The organism is Planctopirus limnophila DSM 3776 (genome assembly GCF_000092105.1).
GTDB lineage: Bacteria > Planctomycetota > Planctomycetia > Planctomycetales > Planctomycetaceae > Planctopirus > Planctopirus limnophila.
This window is the reverse complement of sequence record NC_014148.1, coordinates 3,644,488-3,669,357: the sequence shown is the minus strand read 5'-3', so window position 1 is coordinate 3,669,357 and position 24,870 is coordinate 3,644,488. Positions and strand designations below refer to the sequence as shown.

27 protein-coding genes are annotated in these 24,870 nt (G+C 54.2%); 19 read left to right on the top strand and 8 right to left on the bottom strand.

The annotated features are described in order from the left end of the window. Positions 1 to 160: 160 nt before the first annotated feature. From PLIM_RS14555 to PLIM_RS14530, 6 genes are all read left to right on the top strand, one after another. Positions 161 to 1,219, top strand: coding sequence for a prenyltransferase/squalene oxidase repeat-containing protein (locus tag PLIM_RS14555; protein WP_013111087.1), 1,059 nt, complete (start codon positions 161 to 163; stop codon positions 1,217 to 1,219). Positions 1,220 to 1,233: 14 nt separating this feature from the next. Next, positions 1,234 to 1,674: a hypothetical protein gene (locus tag PLIM_RS14550; RefSeq protein ID WP_196349456.1), complete on the top strand. Its 441-nt coding sequence runs from the start codon at positions 1,234 to 1,236 to the stop codon at positions 1,672 to 1,674. A 72-nt stretch (positions 1,675 to 1,746) separates the two neighbouring features. After that, complete coding sequence (locus PLIM_RS24590) at positions 1,747 to 1,920, top strand: hypothetical protein (protein WP_013111085.1); 174 nt, start codon at positions 1,747 to 1,749, stop codon at positions 1,918 to 1,920. Positions 1,921 to 2,355: 435 nt separating this feature from the next. Further along, positions 2,356 to 2,676 (top strand): hypothetical protein, encoded by a 321-nt coding sequence (locus PLIM_RS14540; protein ID WP_148227126.1) that lies wholly within the window; start codon positions 2,356 to 2,358, stop codon positions 2,674 to 2,676. 170 nt (positions 2,677 to 2,846) lie between these two features. Next, positions 2,847 to 3,632 (top strand): imidazole glycerol phosphate synthase subunit HisF, encoded by a 786-nt coding sequence (hisF, locus tag PLIM_RS14535; protein WP_013111082.1) that lies wholly within the window; start codon positions 2,847 to 2,849, stop codon positions 3,630 to 3,632. A gap of 107 nt (positions 3,633 to 3,739) precedes the next feature. Next, a complete protein-coding gene (locus PLIM_RS14530; protein ID WP_013111081.1) occupies positions 3,740 to 4,594 on the top strand; it encodes a M48 family metalloprotease in 855 nt (284 codons plus the stop codon). Positions 4,595 to 4,753: 159 nt separating this feature from the next. Here the strand turns inward: PLIM_RS14530 and serA are convergent, their stop codons facing one another. Then, positions 4,754 to 6,394 (bottom strand): phosphoglycerate dehydrogenase, encoded by a 1,641-nt coding sequence (gene serA, locus PLIM_RS14525; protein ID WP_013111080.1) that lies wholly within the window; start codon positions 6,392 to 6,394, stop codon positions 4,754 to 4,756. Positions 6,395 to 6,788: 394 nt separating this feature from the next. Between serA and PLIM_RS14520 the strand changes: the two genes are divergently transcribed. The 6 genes from PLIM_RS14520 to PLIM_RS23020 all read left to right on the top strand — a co-directional run bounded on the left by PLIM_RS14520 (position 6,789) and on the right by PLIM_RS23020 (position 11,665). Continuing rightward, positions 6,789 to 7,397, top strand: a complete 609-nt coding sequence (locus PLIM_RS14520; protein WP_041401839.1) for an RNA polymerase sigma factor — start codon at positions 6,789 to 6,791, stop codon at positions 7,395 to 7,397. Between the two features lie 412 nt (positions 7,398 to 7,809). Then, complete coding sequence (locus PLIM_RS14515; RefSeq protein ID WP_041401837.1) at positions 7,810 to 8,784, top strand: DUF1559 domain-containing protein; 975 nt, start codon at positions 7,810 to 7,812, stop codon at positions 8,782 to 8,784. A 195-nt stretch (positions 8,785 to 8,979) separates the two neighbouring features. Continuing rightward, positions 8,980 to 10,146 carry a caspase family protein gene (locus PLIM_RS14505; protein ID WP_013111076.1) on the top strand — a complete coding sequence of 389 codons (1,167 nt, stop codon included), beginning with the start codon at positions 8,980 to 8,982 and terminating at the stop codon, positions 10,144 to 10,146. 137 nt (positions 10,147 to 10,283) lie between these two features. Beyond that, positions 10,284 to 10,736 (top strand): peptide-methionine (R)-S-oxide reductase MsrB, encoded by a 453-nt coding sequence (gene msrB, locus PLIM_RS14500; protein ID WP_013111075.1) that lies wholly within the window; start codon positions 10,284 to 10,286, stop codon positions 10,734 to 10,736. A 52-nt stretch (positions 10,737 to 10,788) separates the two neighbouring features. After that, a complete protein-coding gene (locus PLIM_RS14495) occupies positions 10,789 to 11,271 on the top strand; it encodes a hypothetical protein (protein WP_041401832.1) in 483 nt (160 codons plus the stop codon). Between the two features lie 4 nt (positions 11,272 to 11,275). Continuing rightward, the gene (locus PLIM_RS23020) at positions 11,276 to 11,665 is read left to right on the top strand and encodes a hypothetical protein (protein ID WP_013111073.1); all 390 of its coding nucleotides are present in this window, start codon (positions 11,276 to 11,278) and stop codon (positions 11,663 to 11,665) included. 162 nt (positions 11,666 to 11,827) lie between these two features. Here the strand turns inward: PLIM_RS23020 and PLIM_RS14485 are convergent, their stop codons facing one another. Both PLIM_RS14485 and PLIM_RS14480 read right to left on the bottom strand, forming a co-directional pair. Further along, complete coding sequence (locus PLIM_RS14485) at positions 11,828 to 12,064, bottom strand: pepsin/retropepsin-like aspartic protease family protein (protein WP_013111072.1); 237 nt, start codon at positions 12,062 to 12,064, stop codon at positions 11,828 to 11,830. Continuing rightward, positions 12,061 to 12,294, bottom strand: coding sequence for a hypothetical protein (locus PLIM_RS14480; protein WP_013111071.1), 234 nt, complete (start codon positions 12,292 to 12,294; stop codon positions 12,061 to 12,063). Before PLIM_RS14480 ends, PLIM_RS14485 begins: the two co-directional genes overlap by 4 nt. Positions 12,295 to 12,654: 360 nt before the next feature. On the opposite strand from PLIM_RS14480, the gene PLIM_RS14475 reads away from it, so the two are divergent. From PLIM_RS14475 to PLIM_RS23015, 3 genes are all read left to right on the top strand, one after another. Then, entirely contained in the window at positions 12,655 to 13,632 is a 978-nt protein-coding gene (locus PLIM_RS14475; RefSeq protein ID WP_013111070.1) for a sulfurtransferase, read from the top strand. Positions 13,633 to 13,688: 56 nt separating this feature from the next. After that, the gene (locus tag PLIM_RS14470) at positions 13,689 to 14,657 is read left to right on the top strand and encodes an inorganic phosphate transporter (protein WP_041403705.1); all 969 of its coding nucleotides are present in this window, start codon (positions 13,689 to 13,691) and stop codon (positions 14,655 to 14,657) included. 162 nt (positions 14,658 to 14,819) lie between these two features. Further along, positions 14,820 to 16,010 (top strand): RluA family pseudouridine synthase, encoded by a 1,191-nt coding sequence (locus PLIM_RS23015; RefSeq protein ID WP_013111068.1) that lies wholly within the window; start codon positions 14,820 to 14,822, stop codon positions 16,008 to 16,010. Between the two features lie 491 nt (positions 16,011 to 16,501). Here the strand turns inward: PLIM_RS23015 and PLIM_RS14460 are convergent, their stop codons facing one another. Then, the gene (locus PLIM_RS14460; RefSeq protein ID WP_013111067.1) at positions 16,502 to 16,858 is read right to left on the bottom strand and encodes a Rid family hydrolase; all 357 of its coding nucleotides are present in this window, start codon (positions 16,856 to 16,858) and stop codon (positions 16,502 to 16,504) included. Between the two features lie 358 nt (positions 16,859 to 17,216). After that, positions 17,217 to 18,236, bottom strand: coding sequence for a DUF1559 domain-containing protein (locus PLIM_RS14455; RefSeq protein ID WP_013111066.1), 1,020 nt, complete (start codon positions 18,234 to 18,236; stop codon positions 17,217 to 17,219). A gap of 196 nt (positions 18,237 to 18,432) precedes the next feature. Here PLIM_RS14455 and PLIM_RS14450 point away from each other — a divergent pair, with 196 nt between their 5' ends. Continuing rightward, positions 18,433 to 18,840: a hypothetical protein gene (locus tag PLIM_RS14450; protein WP_013111065.1), complete on the top strand. Its 408-nt coding sequence runs from the start codon at positions 18,433 to 18,435 to the stop codon at positions 18,838 to 18,840. A 176-nt stretch (positions 18,841 to 19,016) separates the two neighbouring features. Here the strand turns inward: PLIM_RS14450 and mqnC are convergent, their stop codons facing one another. Together mqnC and PLIM_RS14440 are read right to left on the bottom strand one after the other, a co-directional pair. Beyond that, the gene (gene mqnC, locus PLIM_RS14445) at positions 19,017 to 20,225 is read right to left on the bottom strand and encodes a cyclic dehypoxanthinyl futalosine synthase (protein ID WP_013111064.1); all 1,209 of its coding nucleotides are present in this window, start codon (positions 20,223 to 20,225) and stop codon (positions 19,017 to 19,019) included. Further along, on the bottom strand, positions 20,194 to 21,090 hold the full coding sequence (locus PLIM_RS14440; RefSeq protein WP_013111063.1) for a menaquinone biosynthetic enzyme MqnA/MqnD family protein: 897 nt from the start codon (positions 21,088 to 21,090) through the stop codon (positions 20,194 to 20,196). Before PLIM_RS14440 ends, mqnC begins: the two co-directional genes overlap by 32 nt. A 235-nt stretch (positions 21,091 to 21,325) precedes the next feature. Between PLIM_RS14440 and PLIM_RS14435 the strand changes: the two genes are divergently transcribed. The 3 genes from PLIM_RS14435 to PLIM_RS14425 all read left to right on the top strand — a co-directional run bounded on the left by PLIM_RS14435 (position 21,326) and on the right by PLIM_RS14425 (position 23,990). Then, a complete protein-coding gene (locus PLIM_RS14435) occupies positions 21,326 to 22,639 on the top strand; it encodes a homoserine dehydrogenase (RefSeq protein ID WP_013111062.1) in 1,314 nt (437 codons plus the stop codon). Between the two features lie 102 nt (positions 22,640 to 22,741). Next, positions 22,742 to 23,302 (top strand): DUF2760 domain-containing protein, encoded by a 561-nt coding sequence (locus PLIM_RS14430; protein ID WP_013111061.1) that lies wholly within the window; start codon positions 22,742 to 22,744, stop codon positions 23,300 to 23,302. A 157-nt stretch (positions 23,303 to 23,459) separates the two neighbouring features. After that, positions 23,460 to 23,990: a hypothetical protein gene (locus PLIM_RS14425; RefSeq protein WP_013111060.1), complete on the top strand. Its 531-nt coding sequence runs from the start codon at positions 23,460 to 23,462 to the stop codon at positions 23,988 to 23,990. Positions 23,991 to 24,286: 296 nt separating this feature from the next. On the opposite strand, the gene PLIM_RS14420 is transcribed toward PLIM_RS14425, so the two are convergent. Continuing rightward, positions 24,287 to 24,808, bottom strand: coding sequence for a hypothetical protein (locus PLIM_RS14420; RefSeq protein WP_013111059.1), 522 nt, complete (start codon positions 24,806 to 24,808; stop codon positions 24,287 to 24,289). Between the last annotated feature and the right edge of the window lie 62 nt (positions 24,809 to 24,870).

Below are 24,870 nucleotides of genomic sequence, written 5' to 3'. Positions count from 1 at the left end.
GCTCCTTTCGAAGGAAATCAAAAGGTTTCGAGAAACATTTGACCGAAACTCGAATTGCGGGCTCATCCGGTGCGGGTTAATGTCGAAGGAACGTTTTTGACGGATCTATCATTGCCTGCTGAACATCGAAATTGGGCTGGCAAATGCAGGGAGAGTGAAGATGACCGCGAACTTCTTTCAGAACATGGCAGGCCGGGGCTTGCTGCCGGTTTGTGCGGCGATGGCTATCGTCATGGCATTGAGTCCCTGCGCATGGGCACAAAAGAAGGATCCCCAGGTCCGCATCAGTGCTCTCAAGGGATTGGACTGGCTGGCCTCTGAACAGCACCGACAAGGCTACTGGGAAGCGAATGGCGGTCAGTATCGCGTGGCGATGACGGCGCTGGCTGGTAATGCCATGCTCTGCGAAGGGAGTACCACCACTCGCGGGAAGTATTCCAAGAACATCAGTCTCGCAGTCGACTACCTGCTCGAGATGTCACAGCCCAATGGCTTGATCGGCTATAAGAACGATTATCACTACACCTACGGTCATGGCTTCTCCATGCTCTTCCTCTCACAGGTCTTCGGCGAAGAGGAAGATGCAAGGCGACGGGATCGACTCAAAGAAGTTCTCACCAAGGCCGTGCAGTTTTGCGGCGAAGCCCAGACGGCCGCTGGAGGCTGGGGTTATGTTTCAGCGAAGGATGGCAACGATTTTGATGAAGGCTCAACCTGCGTGACGCAAGTCCAGGGCTTAAGAGCCTGTCGCAACTCGGGGATTCCCGTTCCTAAAGAAGTCGTCGATCGAGCGGTCGAATACATCAATAAATGCACTGCGGCTGATGGTGGTGTGCAATATAGTATTCGAGGGGGAGGGTCGAGGCCGCCCATTACAGCCGCCGCCATTGCCTGCCTGTTTAACTCCGGCGAGGCCAATGACGATGCCCTGGCTCAAAAGTTATTGAAATACTGCGAGAAGTCGATTGTCGGCACAGGAAATCAATCCCAGTTCTTCGGCCACTGGCACTACACACACTACTATTATGCCCAGGTGCAATATCGACTGGGCGATGAGAAGTGGAATAAATACTTTCCCGAGATTGCCAAAGAGATCATGCGAAAGCAATCCGCCAACGGTGCCTGGAAAGAAGGCCACGTCGGCCCGGTCTACACCACCGCCATGAACTGCACGATCCTGCTGATCGAAAACGGCTATCTACCGATCTATCAGCGATAATGGAACGAGCCGTGGTGAATGGCAAACCGTGGCTTTATCGATGCTTCACTAAGGCGACGATTTCCACAGGCGATCAACGTCAGTATGGCCCGCGCTGGGTGACGTCACGCAGAGCCTTATTGCGTGTTTACGAAGACCGTCTTGAATGTGGCAACTGGAAGATTCCTTACGGCGAGGTCACTGATGCCGTGCTGTACTCGTTTCGGTCAACCTTTTTGAGAATCCCGGGGTACATCTTGACGGTGACAACACCGGAAAAGACATATCACTTTGGCTTGAATGGCTGGGGAAAATTCTGGAAAGGCGAATTGCCCTTTCCCGTTCGTCGCGAGCGGGGACAATTGAAATTCACCTGGTTCAGTGTCGCGGTTCGCGTCCTTCTGCTCGCTTATCTGCTCTATGCTATGGGAACGTGGCTTTGGTCCCTGGGATGGCAAACTCCATCTGGTCAGTGATCATGATGAAACAGCACAGGCCATCTAACGAACTGATCAATTTCCCATGAATGTCAAAACAGGTGGTTTGCCATGAATGATCAAGCTCAATTCGCTGTCGGCTGGGGAACACTCTCGTTGATCAACGCGGGCCTCGCTCGCGCCTATGATCGCAGTGGCCTCATCTGGTGGCTTCTCTCCCTCCTGCTCGGCCCCATCGCCACCTTTCTACTGGTGATCCTCGGGAAAGCCCGGCCATTCGTTTGAGGGTTGAATTTTACTTGGGAGTAATAACTTCGGGTGGCACGTCCCTGAGGTCTTCCGAAGGGCGTGGTTCTCAATTAATGGCGTCAAGTCGCGATCTCCGTCGGTTTCATTTGATGGGCCACTATTAAGTGAGGCCGTACCCTATTCCATAGGCAGATATGGAAATTCGATGCACATTCAAACCGATGCCGATGGCAAGCCTCTTTTCCGAAAACTCAGGAAGAGATTCGATCATCTCAGCCAACCCAGGGAACTCACTTTCTCATCCTATCGAGGCCACCAGTTCTTCTTGAAAAGGCGTCCCTGCGAATGGTTTGTGGAGTCACTTGAGGAGGGTCTGCATCAGGGGAATGTGGATCTCTGGTGCTGGGTGATAATGCCGGAGCACGTTCACCTGATCGTTTCGCCACGCGATCCCCTCCTGGAAGTCGGAACGTGGATTGGCCGAATCAAACAAATGTTTCGCGCAAAGCTGTTGCGTGGCTTAAATCAGAGGCTCCTCACTGGCTGGAGCATATCACTGTGAGGGAGGGGAACAGAAAGAAGCATCGATTCTGGCAACCCGGCGGTGGGTACGACCGCAATATCACCCACGAAACCACGCTGGAGTCGATGATCCAATACATTCATCTGAATCCCGTGCGGCGAGGACTCGTCAATCGGCCCGAGGAATGGGAATGGTCGAGTGCGGCTGAGTTTTCTGGCTTGCCTCCCAGTCATTTGCCGGTAGATCGGACTTTGCCTCATATCAAGTAAGGAGCCATCTGTCTTTAGATGAGCCGGCAGACCACGCCCTTCGGAGGACCTCAGAGCGTGCCACACATCGTCAGAGCTTACGAGCGATTTCCTCGAATGGCTGTCAACTTGCCAGAAGTGGACTTAGCTGCCATTCTTGTGCAGAAAATCGTTTCTTTCCGGGTGGTGCCATGCTTTATCAGCGAATTATTCCCTGTCTCGACGTGCATGCAGGACGCGTCGTGAAGGGTGTGAACTTTCTCAATCTGCAGGATGCGGGCGATCCCGTCGAAGTGGCTGCCCGATACGAGCGCGACGGGGCCGATGAATTGGTCTTCCTCGACATCACCGCCAGCCACGAGGAGCGAGGCATCATCCATGATGTTGTCCGCCGAACCAGCGAAGTCTGCTTCATGCCTCTGACCGTGGGCGGCGGCATCCGCAATCTCGACGACATCCGCACGCTGCTCCAGGCGGGTTGCGACAAGGTCTCGATCAACTCGGCAGCCGTCAAAGACCCCGAATTCGTACGGGCTGCCGCACTCAAGTTCGGCAAGCAGTGCATCGTCGTCAACATCGATCCCCGACGAGTCACGCAGCCCGATGGTTCCGTCAAGTGGGAAGTCCACATCAATGGCGGCCGCAAACCGACAGGTCTGGAAGCAGTCTCTTGGGCGAAAGAGGTTGAACGTCTGGGCGCTGGTGAGATTGTCCTCACTTCCATGGACGCCGATGGCACCAAGGACGGCTACGACTTTGAAATGACCCGCGCCGTGGCGGATGCCGTCGAAATCCCCGTCGTCGCCAGCGGTGGTGCCGGGCATCCCGAGCACTTAAGGCAGATTCTACAGGAGGGCCACGCCAGTGCCGCCCTGGCAGCCAGTATCTTTCATTATGGCACGCACCCCATCGGCGAAACCAAAGAGTACCTGCTCAAGCATGGTGTGCCCATCAGGCTGAATCAGCCCATTCCCTGATGATCCCGGCAAATGGAGTGGTTGAAGTCATCGCGAGCGTTGTAGACTTTAACCGTGAGTTCGATCGGCTTTCAGATGGCAAACTTTATCAAGTGTGAGGCAGTGCGATGTCTTACGGAAATCAGCCTCGGCGTCGTGGGTTTCGAGTTCAGATCCTGATTGGACTGGCGATTGCCGGGTTTGCTCTGGTGAGGTACTTCGCCAGTCTGGATGTGAACCCCGTGACGGGTGAACGCCAGTTTGTGGCGATGTCGCCTCAACAGGAATTGGCACTGGGCCAGCAATCGGCTCCAGAGATGGCGCGCGAAATGGGGGGCGTGGTTCCGCCCAATGACCCCAGAGCCGCCATGGTCCGGCAAGTGGGGCGAAAGCTCGTGGAATCTTCCAAAGCCAAAGACAGCCCCTGGCAGTTTCAATTTCATCTCCTGGCCGACCCGAAAACCATCAATGCCTTTGCACTCCCGGGCGGGCAGATTTTTATCACGATGGGGCTCTATTCTCGATTGGAGAACGAAGCTCAACTGGCGGGTGTCCTGGGGCATGAAATCGGCCATGTGATCAATCGACACAGTGCCGAGCATATGGCCAAAGGTCAATTAGGGCAGATGCTGGCCACAGCCGCTGGAGTCGCTGCCAGTGACGAAAACAGCAGTGGCAGAAATGCTCAGATGGCAGCCATGGTTGTCCACCAGATGCTGCAGATGAAGTACAGCCGGGGAGATGAATCCGAATCGGATGCGTATGGTCTGGTGGCAATGGTCGAAGCGGGGTACGACCCCTCGCAAATGCTGGGCGTCATGCGAATACTGGCGGAGGCCAGCCAGGGGAACCGTCAGCCCGAGTTTCTGGCTTCGCATCCGCATCCCGAAAGCCGGGTTCAACAAATCGAGGCCTGGCTCGAAAAGAATTATCCAAAGGGCGTGCCATCAAACCTCACCGATGGTGGTTCACTGAATTCTTAGTTGCTGGCCTGTGGCAACATGCACACTGTGCCGGGCTCATAGCCCGGGATGAGCATGCCCAATATCTCTGTAATTCATCCACAACATTGTCCCGCTGCATGCTTGCCCGGGGCTGCAAGCATGCCACGAAACTCTTGTCATTTTCTTAGGAAATGCGTTTCAAACCGATTGCGTCGTCAACCAGGGGAGTGGATTACCAGCCTTGGGAAGACGCAGCAGTTGGACGCTCGTAACAGCTGGATTTGCCTGCACTGCAGCGAGTGCTTCGGCAGAGGGTTCATTATCGAGATTCAGAATCGCCAGTGCCTCTCCACCCGGTTCATTCCGCTCGCGTCCGACAGCCATGTGGGCAATATTCACATTATGCTGACCACAGGCTGTACCGATTGTTCCAATAACACCCGGACGGTCAATGTGCCTGTAGAGCAGTAACGTTCCATCGAGATAAGCATCCAGATGGAACTGATTGACGCGAACCAGTCTGAGGAACTGACGACCGAAGATCGTGCCAGCAACACTGCATTCCCCTTCATCTGTGTAGACCGTGGCACTGATCATCGTCGAGAAATCGGAAACTTCCGAAGAGAGCGATTCCGTGATCTGGATCCCGCGCTCGTGAGCCAGCATCTCGGCATTCACAATATTGACGTTCTCGGCCAGTGCCGAAGAGAGCAGGCCGGCAGCAAAGGCGTTGGAAATCAGCTTGGTCTTTTTGGTCGCAGCTTCGCCACGGAAGGTCAGCTTGGCACTGCGGACACCACTCTTATTGAGCTGAGAGAGAACCACACCCAGTCTCAGACCCAGATCGAGATAAATTCGCATATCGGCCATCTCGGCAGAAGAAATCGGGGCCATGTTGACGGCATGGCGAACTTCGTGCCGCACCAGGAATCCAGCCATAATCTCGGCAGCTTCCACTGCCACCAGTTCTTGCGCTTCATCGGTCGAAGCGGCCAGGTGGGGAGTGCAGAGCACTTGCGGCAGTTTGAGCAGAGGATTATCCGGTGGTGTCGGTTCTTTCACGAAGACATCGAGAGCCGCTCCGCCGATATGCCCCGATTCAATCGCTTGTGCCAGCTCCGCTTCATTAATGATGCCGCCGCGGGCACAGTTGATGATGCGGACGCCTTTCTTCATTTTGGCCAGGCGTTCGGCTCCAATCAGGTTGGTTGTTTCAGGGGAGAGGGGCGTGTGCACCGTGAGGTAATCACACTTGGTGATCATCTCGTCGATATCACGGTACAACTCAATCCCCTGCTCGGCAGCACGTTCGACGGACATGAACGGGTCGAATCCGAGGACCTTCATTTCCAGACCCATGGCTCGACGGGCCACCGCCAGGCCAATCCGGCCCAGCCCGACGATCGCGATCGATTTTCCTGCCAACTGGGTGCCAGTGAAGCTCTTGCGATCCCAGACACCATCCCGAAGTTTGGAGGCTGCAGGAGCGATATTGCGGGAAAGAGCCATCATCATGGCAATGGTATGTTCAGCCGTGCTGGTGGTATTACCGGCCGGCGTATTCATGACCACAATGCCTTCGCGCGTGGCCGCAGGAAGGTTGATGTTATCGGTCCCGACACCAGCCCGCACAATGGCTTTCAGCCGCGGCTGATCCTTGAGGATCTCCGGGGTGAGCTTGGTCTCACTGCGGATGATAATGCCATCGGCGTCGTGAAGTGCGACACGAACTTCGTCGGGGGTGAGCCCTTTACGGAGATCGACTTCGATGCCGGGAGTTTCTTTGAGAATCTTCAGGCCAGCGGGAGACAAATTGTCAGTGATCAGAACTCTGTACATGAAACCACTCTAGTAAGGTAAAGAGGCACTCAGGGTGCCGGGATAATTCAAAAATGGCGGAGATTCAATGTTGTGCGTCAGCCCTGCAAGTATTGATCTGAGAGGGTTGCCCGTTCAAAAATTGATCATTTTGTCACAGCATAGCCCCATGGCCGTTGACATCAAGTCGCCATGGGTGACAAATGTATATTCTTGTGGTCGCTGTTCGAGTCTGCGGAAGGTGTTGCGAGAGCTTTCGCGTGGCAGGTCAGGAAGTTAAGGCTCATAGATTGTCACAATTTCAGGAGATCTTCAGGAAACGAAAGGTTCACTGATCTGGTATAGTGCTGAAAAGGGAATTTGCTGAGAAGAAATTGACTGACGGAGACCTTGTAACGTGACATCGGCTGCTCTCATGTCTGCAGGAACCGATTCGGGCTATTTGCGCGATCCGGATGTGCAGCTCATGCTCCGTGCCAAGCAGGGAGATGATGCTGCCTTTTCGCAGTTGGTGGCGGCTTATCAGGATCGCCTTGTCGGGATTCTGCATCATCTGGTTCAAGATCAGCAGACGGCGGAAGATCTGGCCCAGGAAGTTTTTCTAAGAATTTATCGCGCTCGCGAAAGCTATGTCGCGACGGCGAGGTTTTCGACCTGGCTGTTCAAAGTCGCCAATAATCTGGCCAGTAACTCCCGCCGGAACAAAGGTCGGCGAAAAGAAATCTCGCTCGCGGGGAATGAATCCGGTTCCATGGGCAGTCGCCCGGAAGAACAACTGGTCGTCGAGAAATCGGCACTCATGCCAGCCCGGCAACTCGACAAAGCCGAACTGCAGGCCGCTGTGCGTGCCGCCATGGAACAACTCAACAGCCGGCAGCGCATGGCTGTCCTGCTCCATAAATTCGAAGGTATGAGCTACGCCGACATTGCCGAAACCATGGATCTCACTCAGCCAGCCGTGAAATCACTCCTGGCCCGTGCCAGAGAGAACCTGCGCGAATTTCTCGAACGGTATGTTTCGTAAGGTTTTTGGATCAACAGGGTTGGTTTTCTGTCCGTAACAACACCTACGGTCCTTAGCAGTCATTAGTATGAATGCTCACGGGGTACGCGTGGAGTTTTCTTTCTGCTGGCCCCGCTTGCCCAATCGTTAGGCGAAGGTTCGCGCGAGTTCTATGCGAACGAATGTCAATAGAAAATGGATGAGTCCCTCGACCTATGTGCGAGAGGTCAAATGGCACCGCTTTGTGCCCATCAGAGAATGCTAAAGTCTGATTTGCTTGGGGTGATGAAGCATGCACATGAGCCCTTAAGTCATGTTCTCAACTTCCAGTCGCCATCACTGATGGTCATCGAGTCTTTTGGGCGCGAATATTGCTATTGTGTGTGGAATCTGGAATCGCCAATTTCCTTCTTCGATATCAAGGGTTCGAGTAATGCTGGGGAGGATTCACAAACATGGTTTCACACTCATTGAGTTATTGGTTGTCATTGCGATTATCGCGATTCTGATCGCACTCTTACTTCCTGCTGTGCAACAGGCTCGTGAAGCGGCCCGTCGGACGCAGTGTCGAAACAATCTCAAGCAACTGGGTCTGGCGCTGCACAATTATCATGATCAGGCCAACGCATTCCCACCCGGTTGGATTGGCACCAATGCAGCGGGAACTTCATATTCTGGATGGGGCTGGAATGTCATGATCCTGCCGCAGTTGGATCAGGCACCGCTCTACAACGTCCTTTCGCCGCGTTTTTCATCATCGTTTCCCTATCCGGGAGCGATTGGATTGCCAGCTGTCACCACAGCGATGTCCGACGCCCTGAGGACACCTCTGGGGGCCTTGCGCTGTCCATCGGATGTGGGTGGCCCGACCCTTTCAAATGGCAATGTTCGCATGGCCGATAATTCCGCGGTGGAAGATCAGGGCGTCAACTTCGGCCGATCCAACTATCCCGCCGTTGCTGGCACCTTTTTTTCCGGAGGAGTGGCGGCCGGTATTTCGGATGCAGCAATTCCCACATTCGCAACCTACCGTGGAACTTTCACTGAGAACAGTCGAACAGGACTGCGTGATATGACGGACGGTTCAAGCAACGTGTTGCTCGTTGGCGAACGCTATACCCCCTCCACAAATGCTTTGGACGACGACGGTCACGCCCCATGGGCCGGAGTGCTCAACCGGTCAACGGTTGAGGGCCGGGCGACTATTGGCGATACGTGGTTTCGTCTCAACAGCCAACTCACTAATTCCAACCGGGGCTGGACGCCGGGGTTCGGCAGTCTTCACACGGGAGGAGCCCACTTTCTCATGGGGGACGGCACCGTTCGTTTTCTCAGCGAGAACATGGATATCGGCACTTATCGCAATTTAGCCATGATCAACGACGGAGCCACCGTTGGTGAATTCTGATTGCGGGTTCGCGTTCATCTTCGTTTTCAATTGACTTGGCTGGGCCATCACCATCGAATGATAGTGATGGCCCGGCTCCACTTGTGAGCATGCTGAATTTCCGCTGGCGGATCCGTCCGGTTTGGAGAGCAACTTTTCCCAAAGTGGCGGAAGCTTTCTTTTCTCCCCAGTTCATGACCCTCATTGGAAGTCACCGTGACAGGTCTTCTGTTCTTCCGGTTCGAACGTTGGCTGATAGTCGCGCTGATCGTTGTGAATCTGTTGTGGTCTCGGATTGAGATTGTTACAGCCGCACAGCCCGAAGCCGGAGTTGGTGGAGGAGATGCGAACTGGCAACCGGCTCGAACCTGGGTCTTCTGTGTGGGGTTGCTGAAGTGGGAAAACCCGCAGTACGGCCCGTTCCCGCAAAAACATCGCCGTGATGCCGAGATGCTGCAGGTTCTCAAAGAGTGCGGCGTGCCAGCAGCTCAGATCACGTATCTCTGCGATGAACAGGGAACCACAGCCGCCATCGAAAAGGAGTTCACTCGATTTCTCAAGCAGCCGGCGAAAGACGATCTCGTCATCGTTTACTATTGCGGGCATGGCTACAACACGAGCGATCACAAACAGACCTTCCTCGTCAGTTATGATACGGCTGGTGCCAATCGAGGCTGGGAAGTCGCGACTATTCCTCGTGAGATCAATCGGTTGTGTCGGGCACAGCGCGTGGTCATCGCCCTCGATCATTGTTTCTCCGGTGCCATGGCCGAAGCGGTACGCCGGCTTCCCAACCCTAAAGTTTCGTTCGCAGTGCTGGCATCGGCTCACCACAATTCGAGTTCAACAGGGAATTGGACATTTACCGAAAATCTGATTTCAGCTTTTCGAGGCCGCGGTTACATGGATGATGACGGCAACGGCCAGATCACGTTCTCAGAGCTGGACGCGAATATTGAACTTGATATGGCTTTTGCCGAGCGTCAGATGTCGCAGAGTTTGTTCACGAAAGGGTTCGACCCGAACTTCGTCATTCGTGCATCTCACAAGCCGACAGACCCGGAAATTGGCCAGAGAACCGAAATCGAGTGGCATGGAAAGTACTATCGGGGCTTTGTCATCGGTCGTAATGGAGCATTGAGCCGGGTGCATTACTACGGCTATCAGGAAAGTGACGACGAGTGGGTGACTCCCGAACGTTTGAGAACGCCGACTCCTGTGACCAGGCCCATCAACAGCCCGGTTGAGATTTGGTGGAAAAGCGAATGGTATCGAGGAAGGATTATCGGAGTGAAGCACGGCCTGCATCTGGTCAAGTATGACAAATGGGGGCCCGAATGGAATGAATGGGTGACGATCCACCGTCTGCGGGATGTGAAATAGCGATTTCTTTCGGACATCATGTCGATCGCACCAACAGTTCATGCCTATAATTCGCCACAGCTTTTGCTTGCGGAAAGAAAACTCATCCGTAGAAGAGCTACGGATATGCTAATGAGAAATCGCGCGGGAGAGACTCAATGCTGACCTGGAAAGACGTCCTGAACTTTGCTCAACAGGGCAATCCTGTTCCGCCGCGAAAAGTCGAGAAGAGTGAAGCCGAGTGGAAGGACCTGCTGACAGACGAGCAGTTTCGGATCACCCGGGAAAAGGGAACTGAGCGCGCCCACAGTTCGCAAATGTGCCGGTTATTCGAGCCGGGCGAGTATGCCTGCACTTGTTGTGGGACAACGCTCTTCGATGCCAGTGAAAAGTTTGAGAGCGGGACAGGTTGGCCATCGTTTACACAGCCCCAGGATGTTGGCCATGTGGCCTATCATCTCGATAACAGTTACGGCATGGTGCGCGTGGAAGTGACCTGCAACATCTGCGGTGCCCACCTGGGCCACGTCTTTCCCGATGGCCCGGCTCCCTCAGGCCTGCGCTACTGCATCAATGCCGTCTCACTCAAGAAAGTGCAAAACCTGGCCTGAAGCGTTTTGGCTGGTGAAGCCTGTTTGAGAAGGCGAGTTGAGAATGTGCTTCATGCTCCATGCGGCATCGTCTAAGCCATTACCTTCGGTGGCGTGGAATGAAGAAAAGCCAGCTTTCAACGCCACCAATGCGGCTTGCGAAGCCGAGGCGGACTTACGGCACCATCTCTCGCTGAAGTTTCTGAAATCGATCGGTTCGAGCACGGGTTGCGGGTGCGGGTTTCGACATGCGATGTATCAGAACGGCGATTGGCCCGAGATCTGGTTTCGCCTTGATCCCGACACCCGCGTGCAGGAATTCGATGCGGCGGATCTGGCCAGGGAAGCAGCCAATCATGAGCAGTTGGCCGATTATCTGGAGGCCCAACTCAGGTCTCACAACATCATTGAGCTTTATGGCTGCTGGGAAGGGGAATGGGGCGAACCTACCGTCCATTCGGAGGCTCTCACTCCGGCGACTCTCCGCGAAGAGGAGTTCGTGTTCAAGGAGCGTGTGCGGTACATCCTGAGTGCCGATCCGATAATGACGGAGTGAGGCGATGTTTCTCCGATTCGAGACCCATGGGCGGCATGCGGAGACCGGCCTGAAGGTCGGGGTTTTCCACGTCGCGTACGAATTGTTGGACGCGGATCATCTGGAATCGCTGGAACGCCGCGAGATCCGCCTGGTGCTCGATTGGTTCGCGGAGCATTTGCCGATCCCCCAGCGGCTGGCCTGTTCGCGAAGACCCGGCGCCCATTCCAGCGGCGTCTGCTGGTTCAAATCGACCGCCGCCCGCCACGTTTCACAGGTGCGATACCTCGCGATCCTCCTGCGGCAGCAACAGATTGCCGTCATTGAAAGAAAGGCCACAAATCCCGGCTACATTGCTTACGAGGACGATTTTCAAGTCGTCGCGGAACCCTTCGCCGAGATAAGCCGGAGATAGCCAGTACTCACGCTAGGTCGTGAACAGGCGATTTGCCTACAAAAGGGACAGCACTTTGGATTGGTAGTCGCTGAGGAGTTGACGGCCGGCCAGCAAGCCAGTTCCCAGCAAGGGGAAGCGACCATCGTTCGCGATGACCTGCATCGCCTGCCAGCGCCCGAATCATTCCATATAGCAGACATGTGTTTCGAGTGTGACACGGGTTCCATCCGCGAGGATCGCCTCTGTTTCAACGAGTGATTCCAGTTGCAATTCTCGAATCAGCGTTGACGAAAAAACAAGGTGACCATCGAAAGGGGTGTCAATCCAGGCCGTTACTCGCGATGTCGGACCTCGATATGTTTGCGAGACTTCGATTTCAATCAACGCCCGATCATCGTCGTCGACGACCCCGTTCATCGTGACGCTGCTCCGATATGAAATGCGGCTTCGTGACCCACTCGCAGGACGAAGGCCTTGCGGTCGGGGAAAGCCTCTTTGACTTTGAGTGCGGCTTCGATGAAGGATGATCCGAGAAAGAAGGCGTGCGACTCGGGTTCGATGGCGACGAACTGTTGGGGATGCTCCTGCTCCATACGTTCCCGCAGTTCCGATTCGTAAATGGCTTTGGCTCTTTCCGCGATGGACATCTGCATTCCCCTGCCGGAAGCGTTACTTCAACTTTCGCCTGAGTCTACCGTCCGGAAGGTTTCGCCACCATATTTTTCCTTGCTGCCACATCCGGCTGAACAGAAAGCGTGATTATATTTTTCTGCGCGAAGTCGGCGTCAGGTTCTAGCGTTTGGCCGAGTTTGGTGTTTTCTCTGCCTGGCGATGGAGGCCTCCCAGCCGTGTATTGGCAATGCCGTTGAAGTCGTGGGGGTGAAGCCGACCGCGCCGTCTGTGGAATCAGGTGAGTGGCAGCAATAATCTAATGGGCGTAAGATTGTTGGCGAGTCCGACCCGCAGAGGTGTCGGTGGAAACATCAGCAGCGGGATGGTCTTAATCCATGAGAAACACCCTGAAGACATTTTTGCATGTCGCTTTGCTCCCTTTCGCCATGCTCTTCATCGGAGAAGTGTTACCAGCCGAAATCGGTATCATTTCTCCGCAGGATGCAGTCAAACTCATCGAGCATCCCGATCCTGCCAAGAGGCCTGTCGTGCTCGATACACGCGGTGGCTACAAAGATTACTTCCGTGGCCATCTGCCGACAGCCCATCATCTGAATTTTGATACGTTGCGAGGGACAGATCTGGGGGTTCCCGTCCAGTACCTTCCTGATGATCTGACGCGAGCACTGTTGGTACGCGCTGGCGTTCATCGCGACCGGACACATCTGATCTACGCGACAGGGGAAGCACTTCCCAATGACGAGATTTTGAGTGCCACCATGGTGGCTTATGTGCTCGAAAAATTTGGTGTCGAGGATATCCGCATTGTCGATGGCGGATTGCCAGACTGGAAAGCCGCCGGTTTGCCCGTGACACAAGAGTATTTTGGTAATCCACCAGGGCTCCTTCCCGTTAAGGGTCAGCCCTCAATTGCACTGACTGTCGAAGAGGTGTTGGCTCGCAAAGGAAAACCCGGCGTGGTCCTGGTCGATGCCCGTCCTAAGAACGAGTATCTGGGTCAGGATGACGTCTGGCTGAGGAAGGGGCATATCCCCGGGGCCATTAGTTTTCATTGGGCGAGGCTGATGGAGGAAGAGAATACACACCAGTTCAAACCCTTCGAACAGGTTCAGGCAGAACTGAAAGCCGCTGGACTGACTCCCGACAAAGAGCTTCTGGTCTATTGCGGGACATCACGCGAAGGGAGCCTGTTGCGATTTTATCTGAAGCATATTGCCGGCTATCCGAACGTGCGGCTCTACGAAGGCTCCTGGAAAGAATACGCTTCACTCAAGCAGCACCCGGCAGAGTTGGAAGAGTCCCGGATCGGTGAAGAGTCCGGGGCAAGTGGAGTATTGAAGAGTTCCCGGTAAAGCCTTGCTTCAGGACTGATCGCCTTTTCGGATACGACGGAAGCGGGGTGCTCGCCGTGCTGACGATCTTGTTGATACTTGCTGTTGGCTTCGTGGCATTTACGAATGGCGCTAATGCCAACTTCAAGGGTGTGGCCTCGCTCTATGGCAGTGGTACAGCCACCTTAAGGCAAGCCCTTTACTGGGGGACGGCCACGACTTTGGCCGGTTCAATGGCCTCCATTTTTCTTGCAGAAGGCTTACTGAAGGCTTTCAGCGGGAAAGGGATTGTCCCTGATGAGTTGGTTCGGTCTCCGGGCTTTTTGAGTGCAGTCGCTGTGGGGGCTGCGTGCACCAGTTTTCTGGCGACAAGACTGGGCTTTCCCGTCTCGACCACACATGCCCTGGTCGGTGGGATCACCGGGGCCGGTCTGGCTGGGAGTGGTACGAATGTCGAGTTTTCAGCACTGGGTAAAACGTTTCTTTATCCACTGTTCTTCAGCCCGGTCGTGGCTGTCATTGTTGGTGGCATGGCTTATCTAACTTTGAGGTTATGCCATCTGGCACCTGATCATCGCACGCGAACACTCGATGTCCTGCACTATGCCAGTGCGGGGGCTGCCAGTTTTGCGCGGGGTTTGAATGATACTCCCAAAATGGTCGCACTCCTGATGGTGTTACCCGAGATGAAAGAATCAACAGGGTTCTATGGAGGATATCTGGGTGTCGCTGTGCTGATCGCGCTGGGCGGGTTACTGGATGCCGACAAAGTGGCAGAAACGCTGGGAAAGAAGGTCACCGCCATGAATCCCGGTCAGGGGTTTGCTGCCAGTCTGACGACAGCGCTCCTGGTAACCACTGCCAGCTTTCACAGCCTGCCCGTCAGCACCACGCATGTCAGTGTGGGCTCGCTGCTGGGAATCGGCATCACCACCGGCCAGGCCAAATGGCGCACGGTGGGAGAAATTCTGCTGGCCTGGGTCAGCACAGTCCCCGTTGGTGCTCTCCTGGGGGCATTGGCGTATGTCGTCATCTCGCGGATCTGAGCGACGGCAAAAGAAACCTGTGTCGAAAGACTGGCAATGAGCAGTCATTGAACTGGATCCACGCGCCCTGCAGATCGTTTCGCGTTATATTCTCAATTCCAGCCAAGGCATTGTATCGGCTTTGGTTGCCGCGACTTGATATTTGTATTCATGGAATCGCCCGTGCCTCGTCCAGTTCCTTCTCCTGTGGTTATGCCTCCTGTCGTGGTCGATTCTTCGCTCGCTGGCCAGACGATTGTTGCCACCTTGCGGAAACTGCTCCCTGATCAAAGCTGGAGTGCAGTCCGTAAAGTGATCGAGCAGCGGCGGGTGCTCGTCAATCGGTACGCCTGCTTCGATGAAACCCGCCGTCTCACAGAACGTGATCGAATCGAAGTTCTCGCTCATCCCGCGGCTGCATTGCCTGATGAAAACTCGATTGAGCTGATTTATGTCGATGAGCAGATCGTAGTCGCACTGAAGCCTGAAGGAATGGTCACAGAGCGCCGGTATGACGATCTGCCAGATGCTCCCGAGTTACGCTGGCGTGCGTTGACGCTCGATGAAGCGGTCACCATTCGTTTGATGGGAGGGCGGGAGGCCACCATTGCCGGAAGGGCAAATCCTACATCGCCGGGCAGGCCGCCATTGTTACCCGCCGGTCAACGCCCCGTTCATCGTCGAGACCAGATGCGTCGTGATTCTCAGCGGCGCGATGCGACAGGAAGTTCTGCAAAATCGAGATTACACACCCCGAAAGCCCCGCCGTGTCATGTGCGAGCAGCTCACCGGCTCGATCGTCAGACGAGTGGACTCGTTGTCTTGAGTCGGGTTCCCGAAGCGGGAGCAAAGCTCTACGCTCAGTTTCAAGCGCACGATGTGCTGCGAGAGTACGAGGCTCTGGTCTGGGGCTGGATAGAGCCTCAACGACTGGAAAGTGAACTGATTCGAGACCGGGGCGATGGTCGCCGAGGCAGCCGCCAGCCGGTAACTATGCTCGAAGCGGGGGCTGAAGATAGTCCCGCAGCCAATCCATTACCAGCTGGAAAAATGGCTGCGACCAATCTCGTGGCCAGTCGGCAGGGTCACTTCAAGTCAGGAACTGGTGAGTTGGCACCTGTCAGCTGGATCCGCTGCCAGCTTGAGACCGGGCGCACACATCAGGTACGAATTCATCTCTCCGAAAAAGGAAACCCGATTGTGGGAGACGATGTCTACGGGACACATTCTCTCGATGGAGTTCCCCGGCTCTACCTGCATGCAGCCCGGTTGGGATTTATCCATCCGATGACTGGTAAGCGACTGGAATTCAGTTTGAGCTGGCCTGAAGTTGATCGCAAGTGGCTCGAAAGCCACTTTGAAGATAAATCATGAGTCATGCACTTCTGTGAAATGATATCGCTCTGTGTGCCATGCTTGCCGCTCCGAGCAAGCATGTCTTAACACTCGATGACTGCTGCTGTAATCACGAGTTCGACTGAGTGGCTGGGGTCAAACGTCCTCGTTTGCCCCCAGGTTATTGGACTTTGATCGTTGATGGCGAACTTGCCATTAAGTCAGGAAAACATGTTGCGGATGAATTCGTGCTGGTAACGCCGTGGAACTGGGGGCGAATGAAGACATCTCACCCCAACCCCCTGCCAACTCTACAGTAAATTGAATTTGACGTGGAAGGACGTAAAGACCACGCCCTTCCGCAAAACCTGCAGGGTCGTGCCACCCAATGCCATGTGAAAGGTTTTGGCAGGGCATGCGCATGGCGCGGCTTCTTGTCATCGTACAAAGTACGACAACCCGGCCACCAGTTGGCCTGGCCACCCTTGGGTAACAGTTGTTTGTAAAAGACGGCTCCGAGCGAGGTTGCCTTAACGCTCGATGATTGCTGCGGTGAGCACGAGTTCGACTCGATAAGCAGGATTGACCAGTGCCGCATGCAAACAGGCACGCGATGGGGCATGGCCTTCGGGGATCCAGTTGTCCCACTGGCGGTTGAACTCGGCCAGATCCTCAGGATAAGGCAGGTAGACCATCACCTGCAGCAGCCGGTCTAAGCGACTCCCGACACTCTGGAGCGTGGCTTCGACCTGCTGAAAGACTTGTGACAACTGTGCCTCTGGAGCGGCCGCTGCATCGGCTGGAACTTCGACGAAGTAAGCGACCCCACCATGCACGACGACATCAGACCAGCGGCGAGTTGTTCCGTAGCGGGTGATTGCAGTCATTAAATCTCTCAGAGAACCGAGGTTCTGTATATCGATCATTGGATTGACGAGGACAGGTATGATTTACGGACACCACAATAAAGTGTTGAACTATTGAACAGAATTGTTGTGGAAGCAAGGCTGAGTCGAAATCGCTCATCATCACAAAGGAGATACTTCGGCCAAAAAAAGCCCACGCAGGATCGGCATCTTGCGTGGGCTTACGGAGTAAGTCAGAGTTCATCCGCGAAGGCAGACAACCTGTTGATATCGCAAATACAAGTTCGTTCTACGACAGTCAACTTTCATACTGGTGCAAAACTCAGGCTTTCAATTTCAAACGCTCGACTCACGCCAACACGCTGGCATGGAACTAGGTCTAGAACTCACCAACCTGCTCGCCACCAGCCACGCTGTTCAACGCGCGGTGAATGTTGAAATCAATGTTGTCGCTAATGAAGCGGACGGTCCCGTCTCCCAAAAGGGCATGCACACCCCCGGTGTGTTGGCTGCGTGGTGCACCTTGTCCATCCGCGCCGTTGAAGCACCCCATGCGAATCCCTGTGTCGTTGTTACAGCCGTGAACATCTTCCGAATTGCTGTTGCCAGGGTTGATACCTGGGCAGTCCCCGACATTATCGCAACCGCCCACCATGCTGGTGCCTTGACGACCCAAAGCCCACGTGCCGCGGGGATCCTGGTCACTTGTGCCGGCACGCATTTCCCAGACCATGACTGTATTGCTGGTGCCGTCAGTGAAGTCTCGCATGCGAGCGCCGCTTCCGTAACCCATCGCACCTCGGCGATCGCCGGTATCAGCAGCATATTGAGATGTGACTCCACCTCGTTCGCGTCCCATGTTGGCGCCGTAGTTTCCACGTGCCCAGCGAGGGCCGGCAGTACCCGCTGTACCAGCATTATCGAAGGTGTTATAGCGGTTTAACAACGTGCCGTTAAACGAATCGGAGGGGCAGAGATAACCACTGATGATCGTACTGCGAATGGTGGCGTTGTTGCCGGTATTGATCGACATCGCGCTGTTGATGTCGAGAAGATTGTAGAGGGGGGATGAATCGATGAATGGAAGGATGAAGACCATCCAGTTGGGGCCCAGGTTGCGGTTCTGATCCAATGTATCGCCATTGTTCGAGGGGCGGTTCTGATTCGTGCCGTTGAGTCGCCAGATATTGCCTGGAGGAAGGATGTTGCTGTTATCGTGATAGTTGTGAAGTGCCAGCCCCAACTGTTTGAGATTGTTGCGACACTGCGTGCGACGGGCAGCTTCTCGTGCTTGCTGAACTGCGGGAAGCAGCAGTGCAATCAGAATGGCGATGATGGCGATGACCACCAGAAGTTCAATCAGAGTAAAAGCTTTTCGTGACGGAACGGCGTGATTCATGAGAATTCCTGAACAATAATGAGAAGGGGTGGCGGCTCAACGAAGGTCGACATATCTCCCGATATCGCCACAAAAACAATTGAACATTTATGCATACGAATGTAGCTTATGAATTCATTGAACGCAACGAAAAATCTGGGTTCCTCGTGCGTTGATGCTCGTGCCAGTTTTGCCTGTAGGGATTTGGGAGAATTTCATGAATAGAAATATGTGGTCTTACTCGTGTGCTATGGTGTCTGTACTGATTCTAGGGGGCTGTGGAGGCAGTACTGACGCACCGCCAACAGCCAATGTCTCACTCACTTTGACGGTGGGTGGCACCCCCGTACCAGCGAAGACGATTGTGAAGGTCTCACCAACTGGAAAGGGACAACCTGTCGTGCTTGAGACAAATGCTGATGGAGTTGCTTCGGGGCAGGCTGTTGTGGGGGCGGCGACTGTTTCAGTCGTTGCTGTCGGTACGCCAGAGGGTTCTCATGGCAGCCTGAAAGCCTCAGGAATTGACCCCAAGTTTGGGAACGAAAACTCCACGCTCAAACTGAGTGTCAAAGCCGACGGTACAACCAGGGAAAGCTTCGAACTCGGCGCTGCTAAGAAGAAATAATATTCTAAAGCTTTTGGGTATTCGACTTTTCTCGGGATCTCAGTGGCTATAATTGAACGTCGCTTGTTCAATGACAGAGTCATCTTCCGACACTATCACAGCCTGGTCGGAAGTGCTGGCAGACCATAACTCTTTATGCCGGTATCATTATTCGTCAATTTTCAGGGAACGTTTCTTTAATTAAGGACGGGAAGTAGCTTTTTATTGAGGTCGCTAGTGATATTCGGATCGTCAGTCATCGCGGGTGTCACAGGTAATGCTGTTGGATGAGGAAGCGGTAACTCGGGTAAGGTTGTCCCGGGCGCTGGTGGATATTGGTCGATATACTCGTAGAAGACATTGCGTTGTCTGGGAATATAGCCTGCATCTTCAATAAGTCGGCGAATTGTGGCCAGTGTCAAATGATGGACTGTCCCGGCTTGTGCCACCACGTTCTCTTCGATCATCAGGCTTCCCATATCGTTGGCCCCGTAGAACAAAGCGAGGCCTCCAATTTTCTCACCTTGAGTGACCCATGAAGACTGGATATTAGGAATATTGTCGAGGTAGAGCCTCGCGACGGCCTGAGTCTTCAGATATTCAAAAGCGCCAGCCGGTGGAATGTGAGCCATCTCGGTATGATCGGGCTGGAAAGACCAGCAGATGAACGCGGTGAAGCCGCCGGTTTCATCCTGCAGCTGACGCAATCGTTCGAGGTGCTCAATTCGTTCCGCCAATGTTTCGACATGACCGTACATCATCGTGCAGGTCGATTTCCCGCCAAGCTTGTGCCACTCACGATGCACGTCGAGCCAATCGTCGGTCAGCACCTTACCGCGGGTGATCTCCTTGCGAACGCGATCGACGAGAATTTCACCGCCACCCCCGGGCAAACTCCCCAAGCCAGCCTCTTTGAGCCGTTCGAGAATGGTCTTCAGTGGAAGCTTATTGACCTTCGTAAAGTGGTATATCTCGGGAGGGGAGAAGCCGTGAATGTTGACCTGCGGAAAGGCCGACTTGATCCCGCTCAACATCTCCTCGTACCACTCCAGTTTGTACTGAGGATGCAATCCCCCCTGGAGCAGAATCTGATCGCCACCAAGCTCGACAGTCTCGGCAATTTTCTGGTGCAGTTCTTCTTTCGAAAGCACGTACCCTTCGGCATGTTTGGGCGGTCGATAGAACGCACAGAAATCGCAGACAGCCGTGCAGATATTGGTGTAGTTGATATTCCGGTCGATGTTATAAGTTCGAAATGGTTCGGGATGGAGGCGATGGGTCACACGATGAGCCGCATCTCCAATCGCAGGTAAATCGTGCGATGAGATCAGGGCAAGGCCTTCATCAAACGACAGGCGATCTCCCTGGACGGCTTTATCGAGAATGGACTGGATCGCAGAACTCACATTGAACTCCTGACGGGGCCAGATTCAGGCGGGTGGCAAGTTGATAGTACAACTGCAGTCCTCGCTTTTCGTCTGGCCCCATAGTGAAAAACAGATTCTCAGTAAAGTAGCGGACAATCTCTTCAGTTGTCAGCCGCATGTGTTGTGCTTCTCGGGCAGCCACAGCTTCACAGCGAGCCACGCCTCGATCGCGGGCTTCGGCAAGCAAGGCAGCCAGATGGTCGAGATGGAACGGCTCTGAGGCATCAGGATCGGTCGGTTGATGAATTCGGTCTGGCTTGATGTGTGAGGATTCTACCAGTCTGCCAGTCGCCACCCACATGGCGAACACAAAGGGCAGGTTGGTATCTCGATGCCACTCTTCGCCCAAATCCCACGCATCGAAGAATGTCTCTCGTGGGGCTGACATCGCGCGATCACCAATCATCAGTACTGCGTCGGCAGCAGTCTCTTCGATCGATGAACCCAGAGGAAATGACGTGAGTTCTGGTTTCAGTCCCAGGCGTTCATGCAGCAGAATTCTGGCAAGTGTGGCACTGGTACGAGAGCCTTCATCCAGCGCCAGTGTGCGAACTTTATTCCAGGGGACTCTGCTGTAGAGTTTCACGCTGTGCACCGGGCCGTGTGTGGCCACACAGGCGTCGGAGACAATCCTGCAGGGAGTTTTTGGTGCCAGCCGGAAGTATTCGATGGATGGAATGAGTGCCACATCGAGTTGATGGGCCGCCAGAGCATCCGCCAGTCGGCTGGGATAATCGAGCTTTAACGTGGAATTGGGAAAAAGTTCAGGCAGATCTTCAATCAGCGGCTTGGAATTCAGATAAGTCACCGCTCCCACCTGGAAAGCAGGGGTTGTGATGGACATGCCCAAGTCTCCTTTCAAAGTGGAAGGTGGAAAACTAATAACAGTGGATCAGCCGGATTGTCACGGATGTTCAGTGGGTGGTCGAGTTGAAGTACGCCTGTAGTGTGGCAGGACATCTTCACCGCCATTACGATGACAACATTATTGGGTGGCGAAAAGCTGTTTCTAACATGACTTCTCTCTATTCAAAACCGAATTCTGCAAGCGCTCTTAACTGTTGTATGTCGGAGACCCCATGGCGGTCGCACCATTGAAGGTTGGAATCGTTGGTTTAGGCAACGTGGGCACAGGCGTGGCTCGGATTCTCACGGATCACCCGCATCGCATTGCCGAGCGGGCTGGCCGACCCATTGTCCTCAAGCGGGCAGTTGTTCGTAACCTGAACAAGCCAAGGGACATCCGCCTCGAAAGCGGTGTCTTGACGAATGATATTCAGGCTGTGATCAACGACCCGGAAATTACGGTCGCCATGGAGCTGATGGGGGGGATTCATCCCGCACGAGAAGTCATTCTGGCACTTCTCAAAGCGGGAAAAGACGTCGTCACGGCCAATAAAGCCCTCTTGTGTGAACATGGGAATGAGATTTTCCAAGCCGCCAGAGAATACGGGCGTACAGTTTGCTTTGAGGCGGCTGTGGCGGGTGGAATTCCCATTATTGCGGCTGTCGGGCAGTCGATGGCGGCCAATCAGATCATTGGCATTCAGGCCATTCTGAATGGAACCAGCAACTACATTCTCACGGAGATGCAGGCCAACCACCAGCATTATCACACGGCTCTCAAACAGGCCCAGGATCTTGGCTATGCCGAGTCCGATCCAACCTTGGATGTCAATGGGCTGGATGCTGCCCAGAAGCTGGGGATTTTGTGCCAGCTGGCCTTTGGCACCCGCGTCACCACCAGCCAGTTCGAAATTCAAGGGATCGATTCGCTCGATTTGAGCGACCTCAAATGTGCCAGTGATCTGGGTTATCACATCAAGTTACTGGCACAGGCCCGGCTCACCAATCGCGAGTTGGAAATGAGTGTCCGGCCCACTTTGATTCGCAAGGATACGCCTCTTTCGCAGATTTCTGGCCCGTTTAATGCCGTTTTGCTCGAAGGCGACATGGTTGGCAAAATGTGGTATTCGGGCCGTGGAGCAGGGCAGGCTCCGACGGCATCGGCATGTGCTGCTGACTTGATTGATCTCGCGGTGGGTCGGGCACAACTGACTTTCGAGAGGCTCGATCTTTGGCGTGAGCGTCCCGAATACCCGGTGATGCCGGCCGATCAGACGACGAGCCGCTATTTCCTACGATTGCGGGTTGAAGATAAACCGAACGTGATGGCCGAAGTCACGGGCATTCTGGGGGCTAAGGGCATCAGCCTCGCTTCGATTGTGCAGCCGGAAGCGCCTGAAGTCGATGCCAAGAGCAACACCCCCGTGGTGCCGCTCGTGATCATGACGCATCGCACGACGGCTGGCCAATTGCAAGAGGCGATGAGTGAGCTGGATCTTTCGAGTAGTGTTCGCGGCCCCAGAATCTGCCTTGCTGTGGCGGATTGAACTGCAACCGATTGTTTTGTCAGGTGTTCTGGACGGCTCATCAATTGATCGTTGAGTTCGGAAAACTGCGAGCCTCAAGAGATAGGAAATGAAGGAGCAGTCATGATCCACCTGGGAACAGCATTTCGAGCCTTCTTTGGCACACTCTTCAATGATCAGAAAGCCGCCTTGGTTGAAGAGGCGCTGGGGGGGAAAAATGTCGCTGCGTCATTGCCGGCACCAACAGCCCGTGAGACGAGCGTTCCTCAGGCGACTCCACCTGCGCGGTCTCCGGTGGTTGAGCCGTCGCAGAACCCAGCGGTGACATTCCTCTCGATGCTGCAGCGCGAGGCACGTTTTGTCGATTTCCTGCAGGAAGATCTTGGCGGCTTTGATGATGCCCAGATTGGGGCTGTTGCCCGGGATATCCACCGCGATTGTCGCACGGTCGTTAAGCGAGTTTTTGCTCTCGAACGAGTGGAGTCGCGGGAAGAAGGGAGTCGCGTGACCATTGATGCGACTCAGGCCCGTCTGTGGAAAGTGACTGGCAAAGTCGAAGGTGGGCCGCCTTTTACCGGAGCGATTGTGCATTCCGGCTGGCGAGCGACCCGCTGTGAATTGCCGCAATACGCAGGATCTGTCGAGACTGCTCTCCTGATTGCTCCAGCCGAACTGGAAGTCTGATTTCTTTGTAAGGGTTTTGAACCTGCGCCGGATCTTTGCCAAACACATCTCGCCAGACTCGCTGCATCGTCGTATACTTGGCCTGAGCAAAGACTGATAACAGTTTTTGTGATGTTCTCGAAAACGATTCTCAACAACATTGAGATTCAGGTTTCAGATGCTTCGATTTCTGGCTGTCACTCTCTGTCTGCTGCAATTCAGTTCCGGGTTTGTCCCGGGGCTGCTGTTGACTCGTTGCTGTGTGACTTCTCAAATCGAATCTGCTCAAAACGAGAGTTCTGCGGAAACTTCAAAGAGCTCTATTGCTCAGATGCCGCATGAGGCACTCCCGGCCTGCTGTCAGTCAAAAAATTTGACCTGTCATGACGTTGTGCCGACGAAGGACGCCAGCACAGCCAGTCCATCCGCACGTCTCGTTCGGCTGCATTGCTGCCTGGATCCTTATGGTCTGATCAATAAAGATCGTCCCTGCCCGATGATCGAAGCGGCTGATCCTGATCGCGCGATCATGGCTGAAACCTGCAACTTTCGAGTTACTGATTTCAGCGCCATCATTACCTGGCTGGCCGTTCCCAGTGATGTGTGGCCTTGTGGTAAACAGCATTCTTTCCGGGTGATGAATCCTTGGGATTTGCCCCATGCCATGCCCCCTGATCGGCAGATTCTCCATTGCTCGTGGCAATGTTGAGATTCTCGTAGCTGATTGGCAGGCTCTCACAAGTTCTTCGGGCACGCTGTTTGTGCGTCCGCTGCTCATCGATTGAGAGATCTTTTGAGTCACGAGAGTGTGCCTGAATTCCTGTGGCCAATCAGGCTCTGTGGGTGCTGAATCGAATTGCACCGGCATTCTGCTGAATGCTGTGCACAGATGCTCTTCTTAAGAAAAATAGTGCCATGTGTGCCATGCTCGCAGCTCTGGGCAAGCATGTTTTAGTAATCAGCATCGCGCTGTTGTTTCCTGAGAAAAGAATGACATATCTGTTTTTACAAGTTGTTTTTCCAAATGTGTTTTGCTCCCTTTTCGAGAGGATTGATCATGAATCGTCGTATGGCTTTGAATTCTATGCTGGGTGCGATGGCTGCTGTGGCTGCATTAAGTGCGGGAGGCATTTCGATGGGTGCTGCCGAAGCTCTCAACGCTGAAGACAGTTGTGCCAAGCACTGCCGCGAATGTGCTGCTGTGTGTGCAGACTGCATTGAGTGTTGCAAGAAAGATCGTCCAGAATGTGCGGCCTGTTGCGAGATCTGCTCGTCGATGTGCACTGTTTGCGCTGGAATGGTTGAGACGAAGAATCCCAACTGGAAAGCGGCCTGTGCTCTTTGCGAACAGACCTGCCTGGACTGCGTGAAAATGTGCGAAAAGAGTTCGAAGGCCTGCTGTAAGGAATGCGCTGAGATGTGCGCCAAGTGTGCCAAGGCCTGTGCCAAGATGCTCGGTAAGTAATCAGAGCTCTGTAAGGTAAAGTCCGTAACGAAAATTGCAGGGCCGGTCGAATGTTCTTGCATTCGGCCGGCCCTGCTTGAGTTATCCGTTGGTTGTTTTCTGGTGAAATCACACTGGATTTTGC